We start from the raw sequence: 7,720 nt of genomic DNA, 5'->3' as shown, positions 1-7,720 counted from the left end.
AACCGCACGCTTGCCGACGACCTTGCCAAAGAAGTCCTAGCCACATGGTTCGATACCGAACCGGACGGCCGGGGCGACGCTGGTGTCGCCGACCTCGCCGCGGTCGAGGGTCGCAACCGACACTAGGGCCTCGCCGTCGGTTTCGAGGGTGCGGTCGATCCGATAATTAAGAACGCTTCAGGCCCGGTAGGCATGGCTGTTCTGTCGGAATTAATAATCACGCCGATTTCGACGCAGTGATATGCCTGGTCCGGCCTATAAGGTAGTCGGACTAACTGCCATTGAGAATGAATTGACACAAAGTTGCCACCCATGCCTCAAACGCCGGAACCGACGTCGAACCGGTCACGGTTCTGGTCGCGCATTCCGGTCCTCAATCTCGTCGGTGTGGCGGCCGTGCTCTTGGCCGCCGTTTTGATCACGGTGAGGAATCTGCCGGACAACACGCCGAACCAGCTCCTCAACGTCTCCTATGACCCAACGGTCGAAGTTTATGCGGCACTGGATAAAGCGTTCACGCAGCAATACCGCAAACAAACCGGCGTAACGCTGGACATCAAGGAGTCACACGGTGGCTCGGGCCGCCAAGCGCGCGCCGTGGTCGACGGCACCGAAAAGGCCGATGTGGTGTCTCTCGCGCTCATCAGCGACATCGACATCCTGAGCAAGCGCGGGCTGATCACCCCGGATTGGCAGAAGCGCCTCCCGAATAACTCGGTGCCATACACATCGACGGTGGTCTTTGTTGTCCACAAAGGCAATCCGAAGGGCATTCACGATTGGCCCGACCTCGTCAAAGACGACATCGGCGTCGTCACCCCCAACCCGCGTACGTCAGGTAACGGCCAGCTGAGCGTGCTGGCGGCGTGGGGCTCGGTCACCACGCGGGGCGGTAGCCCGGCACAGGCGCTCGCCTACCTGCATGCGCTGTACCGTCGCGTCGCGGCGTTCGACGCCGGCGCGCGCGCCTCTGCCACCAGCTTCTCGGTTCAGCGCATCGGCGATGTTCATCTGGCCTGGGAAAACGAGGCGCTACGCGAGGTCGAAGCCAGCAACAACGAGCTCGAGATCGTCTATCCGCCGGTCAGTATCCGCGCCGAGCCAGCGGTCACCTGGGTCGACGCCAACCTCACCGACAAGAAGACCGCCTCCTACGCCAAGGCCTATCTCGAGTATCTGTTCATCACCCCCGCCCAAGAGGTGTTCGCGCAGTATGGTTACCGGCCGATCGACTCCGGGATCCTGGCCAAAAACGTCAACCGGTTGCCGGCTATCAAGCTTTTTCCGATTTCCTCGATCGCCAAGGACTGGGACGATGCGCGACAGAAGTTCTTCGGAGACAACGGCATTATCGACAATCTCGCAGTGCCAGCGACAGTCGGCCCTCGCGTCTAAATACAGCCGGCCGTAGAGAGTGAAACCGTGGGCCCCGCAGTAAATTACGACTGGACTACAGGCCGGCGCGATCTGATCGCCGGCCTCACCGTTGCGGCCGTCTCACTGCCGCAGGGCATGGCATACGCCCTGATCGCAGGCGTCGATCCGAAGTTCGGCGTCTACTCGGGTCGTCGTCGCATCTGATCAACGGACCGACAAGCGCCATCTCCTTGCTGGTTTTCAGTTCCCTCGCCTTCATCGACCTCGACAACCGCACGGCCGTCTTCGAGGCATTGTTCCTGATCGCTGTGCTGGCGGGCACATTCCAGATCCTCATCGCGGTCTTCAGGCTCGGCGATTTGACGCGTTACATCTCTGAGTCGGTGATTGTCGGCTTCATGGCCGCTGCGGCCTTCTTGCTCGGCGTCGGCCAAATCGGTAACGCGCTGGGGGTGAAAGCCAAGGGCAACGGCAATATGCAGGTGTTACACCGGTTGTGGCTGACCGTGTTTCGCGGCGAAGCAATCAACCTGCGAGCGGTGTTGCTCAGCGTCACCGCCGTCGCGCTCGCGGTGGTGCTGCGCCGGATAGTCAAGCGCTACGGCTGGCCGCAGATCGACCTGCTGACCGTTCTCGTGGTCGCGGCGCTGATTGCGTACGCGGCCGGGTGGTCGATCTCCGGCGCCGATGGGAAGACGGCGGTGCCGCTATCTTTGAAAATTCCTCAGAGCCTGCCCTCCCCGCATATTCCGCACGTCGACTTCTCCACGCTCGGTGAGCTTTCGCGAGGCGCGTTGGCGGTCGCGTTCGTCGGTCTGATCGAGGCCCTCTCCATTGCCAAGGCTATCGCGCATCAGAGCCGGCAAAAAGTCGATTACAACCGGCAAATCCTGGCTGAGGGGCTGGCCAACCTGACCGGTGGGTTTTTTCAGAGCCTGCCTGGGTCGGGTTCGCTGACACGCTCGGCCATCAACTTTCAGGCCGGCGCCGTCACGCGGTTCTCCGGAATCGTCGCGGCCGCCGCCGTGTCGGTCGCGCTGCTGCTCTTCGCTCCTTTGCTGCATTACATACCTCAAGCCGCCCTGGCCGGATTGCTGCTCATCACGGCGGTGCGACTTGTCGACTACCGGCGATTGATCGACACGGTGAAGGCCTCGCGCTACGACGCCGGTCTGGTGTTTATCACCGCACTGACCGGAGTGATAATCGACCTCGACAAGGCGGTCCTACTCGGGATCGGTTTATCGGTCCTGCTATTCGTTCCGCGCGCAGCCAAACTCAAGGCGTCCGAACTGATCGTCACACCCGAGCGAGTGGTCCGCGAACGGATACCCGGCGATCTCGTCGACCCGTCGGCCGTGATCTACGACCTCGAAGGAGAGCTGTTCTTCGGGGCCGCACCTGATTTGGACCGCTACCTCGACACGTTAGAGGAGCGGGTAAGAACAAATGCTGCGAAATTCGTTGTGCTGCGGCTTAAACGGGCGCGACATCCGGATGCCGTGTGTGTCGAGCGATTGCTGCGGTTTGTGCGAGAGCAAGAGGAACACGGATTAACGGTCCTACTCGCGGGCGTGCGACCTGACACGCTCACCGTACTGCGCAACATGGGGCTGCAGCGCTGGCTGCCGGCCGAGCAGGTATTCCCCGAAGAGGACACCGAGTACTCGGCGACCCTCAAAGCAGTGCGCTACGCCCGCACGAAACTGGCAGTCGACAGTACACACCCTATTTCGACGAATGCGATCAACCACCATCCGAATCCGGTCCTCTACTACCTTGTCTGACAACCGATACGCGAAGTCCCTGTGCAATGAGCACACCAACGCCGTCGGCTAGACCTTGACCGGCACGTACCCCGTCAATCCGCCGTCGATAACGAACTCTGAGCCTGTCGCGTAGGAAGACTCGTCGCTGACTTGCCGCGGAGCTGCAAGCCGCAGGCTAGGATTGCCTTTCGTGCTGATCAGTTTGCTTGCCGGACTCTCCAACAAGTCACCTCTCGACAGCTGTATCCGTGAGCTCACCCAAGCCCGCGACGACGGGTTCGAGCGGGTCTGGATGACGCAGATGCCGTACGACTGCGACCTGCTCACAGTGCTGGCCGCCGCAATGCACGAGGTGAGCGACATCAAGGTCGCCAGCGGGGTCGTGCCGATCCAGAACCAGCACCCCATGCTGATGGCGCAGCGGGTGTTGACGCTCAACCAGATCGCCGGCGGACGATTCACCCTCGGTATCGGGGTCACCCACCGCGCCGTCACCGAGGGAATGTGGGGGATCTCCTGGGACCGGTCGGTGCGACGCCTCAGCGAATACCTTGATGGGCTGCTTCCGCTGCTGGCCGGGGAACAGGTCAATGCGACCGGCGAGATGTTGACAACCAGAGGCGCGCTCCAGATTTCTGGCGCGCCCACGCCCGACGTGTACGTCGCGGCGCTGGGCCCGCAGATGCTTCGGCTGTCCGGCCGCCGCACCGCCGGAACCATCACCTGGATGACCGGACCGAAGACGCTCAAGGAGCACATCGGGCCGACCATGCGCGCCGCGGCGGCCGAGACCGGGCGGCCCGATGGAGCTGTCAGCGTCGCCGCAGCCCTGCCCATCGCCGTCACCGACGACGTGGCCGCAGCGCGTGCAGTGGCGGCCGAGCAGTTCGTGATGTACGGCCACTTACCCTCCTATCGCGCGATGTTGGATCGCGAGGGTTACGCGGGACCGGAGGACGCCGCGCTCATCGGCGATGAGTCCACAGTGCACGACAGGCTCGATGAGGTGCGCGCCGCAGATGTCGACGAGTTCGTCGCGATTGCGTTCGACCCATCGCCCGAAGGCCGGGACAGGACGCGGGCGTTCCTGCGCAGCAGTGCTTCGCCCTGACAGAACCCTAAGCGGAGATTAGGGACTCAGCCTTGTTAGCCGGTGTCGGCCATGGTGAAGGGACCGGCCGCTGCCGGACGATCTGTGGCCACCAGAACCACTTGCCCAGCAGCGCGGCAATCGACGGCGTCATCAGTGACCGGACGACAAGCGTGTCGAACAGCAGGCCGAGGCCGATCGTGGTCCCGACCTGACCGATGACTGTCAACTGGCTGACCGCCATCGTCATCATCGTGAAGGCGAACACCAGCCCTGCCGAGGTGACGACCGATCCGGTGCCGCCCATCGATCGGATGATCCCGGTATTCAAGCCGGCGTGGATCTCCTCCTTGAACCGCGACACCAGCAGCAGGTTGTAGTCGGCGCCGACCGCGAGCAGGATGATGACCGACATCGCGAGCACCATCCAGTGCAGTTCGATGCCGATGAGGTGCTGCCAGATGAGCACCGAAAGTCCGAAAGATGCGCCCAGCGATAGCACAACGGTGCCCACGATCACCGCCGAGGCCACCACGCTTCGCGTGATGATCAGCATGATGATGAAAATCAGGCACAGCGATGCGATTCCGGCGATCAACAGGTCGTAATCGCTGCCGTCGTGCATGTCCTTGAAGGTGGCCGCAGTGCCGCCCAGGTAGATCTTCGAGCCTTCCAGCGGCGTGCCCTTAAGCGCCTCTTTCGCCGCCTTCTTGATCGCATCGATATGCGAAATCCCTTCCGCCGTCATCGGATCACCGTCGTGGCTGATGATGAACCGGACGGCGTGGCCGTCGGGGGAAAGGAAATTCTTCATACCGCGCTTGAACTCGGCGTTGTTGAAGGTCTCCGGAGGCAGGTAGAACGAGTCGTCGTTCTTGGATCCGTCAAATGCCTTACCCATGGCGCTGGAGTTTTTCTGCGCCTCCGTCTGCTGGTCCTGCAGACCTTTTTGGGTCGAGTACATCGTCAGCATCGTCGTCTTCATGCTCTTCATGTTCGCGATCATCTCGGGCATCAGCGCGGTTAGCTGAGGCATGAGCGTGTCGAGGTGATCCATGATGGGTAGCAGGCTCTCGATGTCGTCGGTCATCGTGTCGATACCGTCGAGCCCATCGAAGACGGACCGAAGAGACCAGCACACCGGGATGTCAAAGCAGTGCTTCTCCCAGTAGAAGTAGCTGCGGATAGGTCGGAAGAAGTCCTCGAAATCAGCCATGTGATCCCGTAATTCGGCAACATCGATGGTCATGTCGTGCATCTTTCGCACCATGGCATGCATATCGTCGGTCATCTGCTGGGTCAGGCTCTGCATCTTCACCATGCTGTCGATCGTGGTCTGCATCTCGTCGGCCTGCTTGAGCATGTCGACCATCTGATCTTGTTGGTATTTCTGGTTCAGCTGCTGGGTGACGCCTTGCATGCTGATCTGAAAGGGGATCGAGGTGTGCTCGATCGGTGTGCCCTGGGGCCGGGTGATGGCCTGCACGCGCCCGATGCCAGAGACTCGGAAGATCGCCTTGGCGATTTTGTCGATGACCAGGAAATCTGTGGAATTGCGGAGGTCATGGTCACTTTCGATCATCAGCAGCTCGGGATTCATCCGCGCCTGGGAGAAGTGTCGATCCGCGGCCGCATAGCCGGCGTTGGCCGGCAGATCGGCGGGCAGGTACCTGCGGTCGTTGTAGTTGGTCTGATACCCGGGCAGGGCGAGCAGGCCGACGAGTGCCACCCCGATCGTCATGATCAGGATCGGGCCGGGCCATCGGACGACGACCGCGCCGATCTTGCGCCAGCCGCGAATGCGCTGCGTTCGCTGGGGCTCGAGTATCTGCCGGAAGCGCGTTGCCACAGAGATGACCGCAGGGCCGAGCGTCAATGCCGCCGCGACGACGACCACCATGCCGATGGCCAACGGGATACCCAGCGTCTGGAAGTAGGGCAGGTTGGTGAAGTGCAGGCAGAACGTCGCGCCGGCGATGGTCATGCCCGACCCGAGTACAACGTGTGCGGTGCCGCCAAACATGCTGTAGTACGCATCTTCTCGGGACTCGCCTACACCGCGGGCTTCCTGATAGCGGCCTATCAGAAAGATCGCATAGTCGGTGGCCGCCGCGATCGCCAATGTGACCAACAGGTTCGTCGCGAACGTGGAGAGCCCGATGATCTTGTAGTAGCCGAGGAAGGCGACCATTCCGCGGGCGGCAGCGAGCTCGAGCATGACCATCGCCAGCGTGAGCAGCATCGTGATGATCGACCGGTAGACCAATAGCAGCATCGCAATGATGACCAAGAACGTGACGGTTGTGATCACTTGCAGGCTGCGGTCACCGGCGATGTGTTGATCCGCCGACAATGCGGCAGGTCCGGTCACGTAGGCCTTGACCCCCGTGGGTGCAGGCACGCTTTTGACGATCTGTTGGACGGCCTCGACCGATTCGTTGGCCAGCGCTTCACCCTGGTTACCGGCGAGGTAGACCTGGACGTAGGCGGCCTTGGCGTCGTTGCTTTGGGCACCTGCCCCGGTCAGCGGATCGCTCCACAGGTCCTGAACGTGTTCAACGTGTTTGGTGTCGGCCTCGAGCTTTTTGACGATCTGGTCGTAGTACGTGTGCGCCTCGTTGCCGAGCGGATTTTGGCCCTCCAGAACGATCATCACCGAGCTGTTCGACTTGTACTCGCCGAATACCTCACCCACGTGCTTGGTCGCGATTACCGATTGCGCGTCGTCGGGGCTCATCGACACCGAGCGCATCTGCCCGACGATGTCGAGCTGCGGGACAACGGTGTTGAGCACCACGATGATCGCGATCCAGCCCAGGATGATGGGTACGGCAAACGTGCGGATGAAACGCGGAATCGTAGGCCGCGCTGCATGTTTGGCGACGGGAATGGCGTCGGTTCGGGCGTCGTCGAAGCGTGCGCTCATGCTGATTTCACCAAGCAGAAGGTCAGGGCGTGCACACCGTTAGATATTTTCTCGGCCTTGACCTCGTTATCGATGGTGATACGGCAACCGAGGTAATCACCGTCGCTTTGTGCCGAGATGTTCGGGAACACCGAAGGGGCGGTCGTACTGAGCACCAACGTCCACGGCAGCGGCGCTCCGTCTATCCGCTGCGGATCGGCGCTGAGATCTAGATAGTTAACGTTGGCGCGCGGCGCCGATCCGAAGATCTCGTATTTGACGACCTTGGGTTTGAACGGCTTGGAGTCGTCTACCCGTGCGCTGGTCACGCCGGCGGCGTTCTCAGCGCCGAAGAACGACTTGACCCGTGCCACGGTGAAGCCACCGACCACCATGACCGCCGCAATCAACAGCGGCAGCCACGCGTTGCGGACAACCTTCGATAACTGCACCTAGATGCTTTCTCTCCACGAGTTACGTTGCACCACAACGAGCTTCGGTAGTTGCAGGGACTCACGCGGTCGCCCATGCGTGGGCGGGTACCGTTGTAAGACCATACTACATAATGTGCATCTTTTG

General features: G+C 61.4%; 4 protein-coding genes and 1 pseudogene. 3 read left to right on the top strand and 2 right to left on the bottom strand.

From position 1 onward, the window contains the following. Positions 1–312 precede the first annotated feature (312 nt). The 3 genes and pseudogenes from ACLQI9_RS32140 to ACLQI9_RS32130 all read left to right on the top strand — a co-directional run bounded on the left by ACLQI9_RS32140 (position 313) and on the right by ACLQI9_RS32130 (position 4,257). Positions 313–1,395 carry a sulfate ABC transporter substrate-binding protein gene (locus ACLQI9_RS32140; protein ID WP_442382784.1) on the top strand — a complete coding sequence of 361 codons (1,083 nt, stop codon included), beginning with the start codon at positions 313–315 and terminating at the stop codon, positions 1,393–1,395. Between the two features lie 27 nt (positions 1,396–1,422). Then, positions 1,423–3,164: pseudogene (locus ACLQI9_RS32135) on the top strand (SulP family inorganic anion transporter). A 184-nt stretch (positions 3,165–3,348) separates the two neighbouring features. Then, on the top strand, positions 3,349–4,257 hold the full coding sequence (locus ACLQI9_RS32130) for a TIGR03564 family F420-dependent LLM class oxidoreductase (protein WP_442382786.1): 909 nt from the start codon (positions 3,349–3,351) through the stop codon (positions 4,255–4,257). Between the two features lie 7 nt (positions 4,258–4,264). On the opposite strand, the gene ACLQI9_RS32125 is transcribed toward ACLQI9_RS32130, so the two are convergent. Continuing rightward, positions 4,265–7,162: an MMPL/RND family transporter gene (locus ACLQI9_RS32125; RefSeq protein ID WP_442392818.1), complete on the bottom strand. Its 2,898-nt coding sequence runs from the start codon at positions 7,160–7,162 to the stop codon at positions 4,265–4,267. After that, positions 7,159–7,593 (bottom strand): MmpS family transport accessory protein, encoded by a 435-nt coding sequence (locus ACLQI9_RS32120; protein ID WP_442382782.1) that lies wholly within the window; start codon positions 7,591–7,593, stop codon positions 7,159–7,161. The genes ACLQI9_RS32125 and ACLQI9_RS32120 overlap by 4 nt, the downstream gene beginning before the upstream one ends. Positions 7,594–7,720 lie beyond the last annotated feature (127 nt).

Origin of the sequence: Mycobacterium sp., assembly GCF_052143115.1 — a bacterium.
Taxonomy (GTDB): Bacteria; Actinomycetota; Actinomycetes; order Mycobacteriales; family Mycobacteriaceae; genus Mycobacterium.
This window is presented reverse-complemented; position numbering and strand designations above follow the sequence as displayed.

What these genes read in the sequence shown, in the direction of transcription:
- ACLQI9_RS32140 (WP_442382784.1), top strand. Translation starts at nt 313, where the DNA reads ATGCCTCAAACGCCGGAACCGACGTCGAACCGGTCACGGTTCTGGTCG.
- ACLQI9_RS32125 (WP_442392818.1), bottom strand. Translation starts at nt 7,162, where the DNA reads ATGAGCGCACGCTTCGACGACGCCCGAACCGACGCCATTCCCGTCGCC.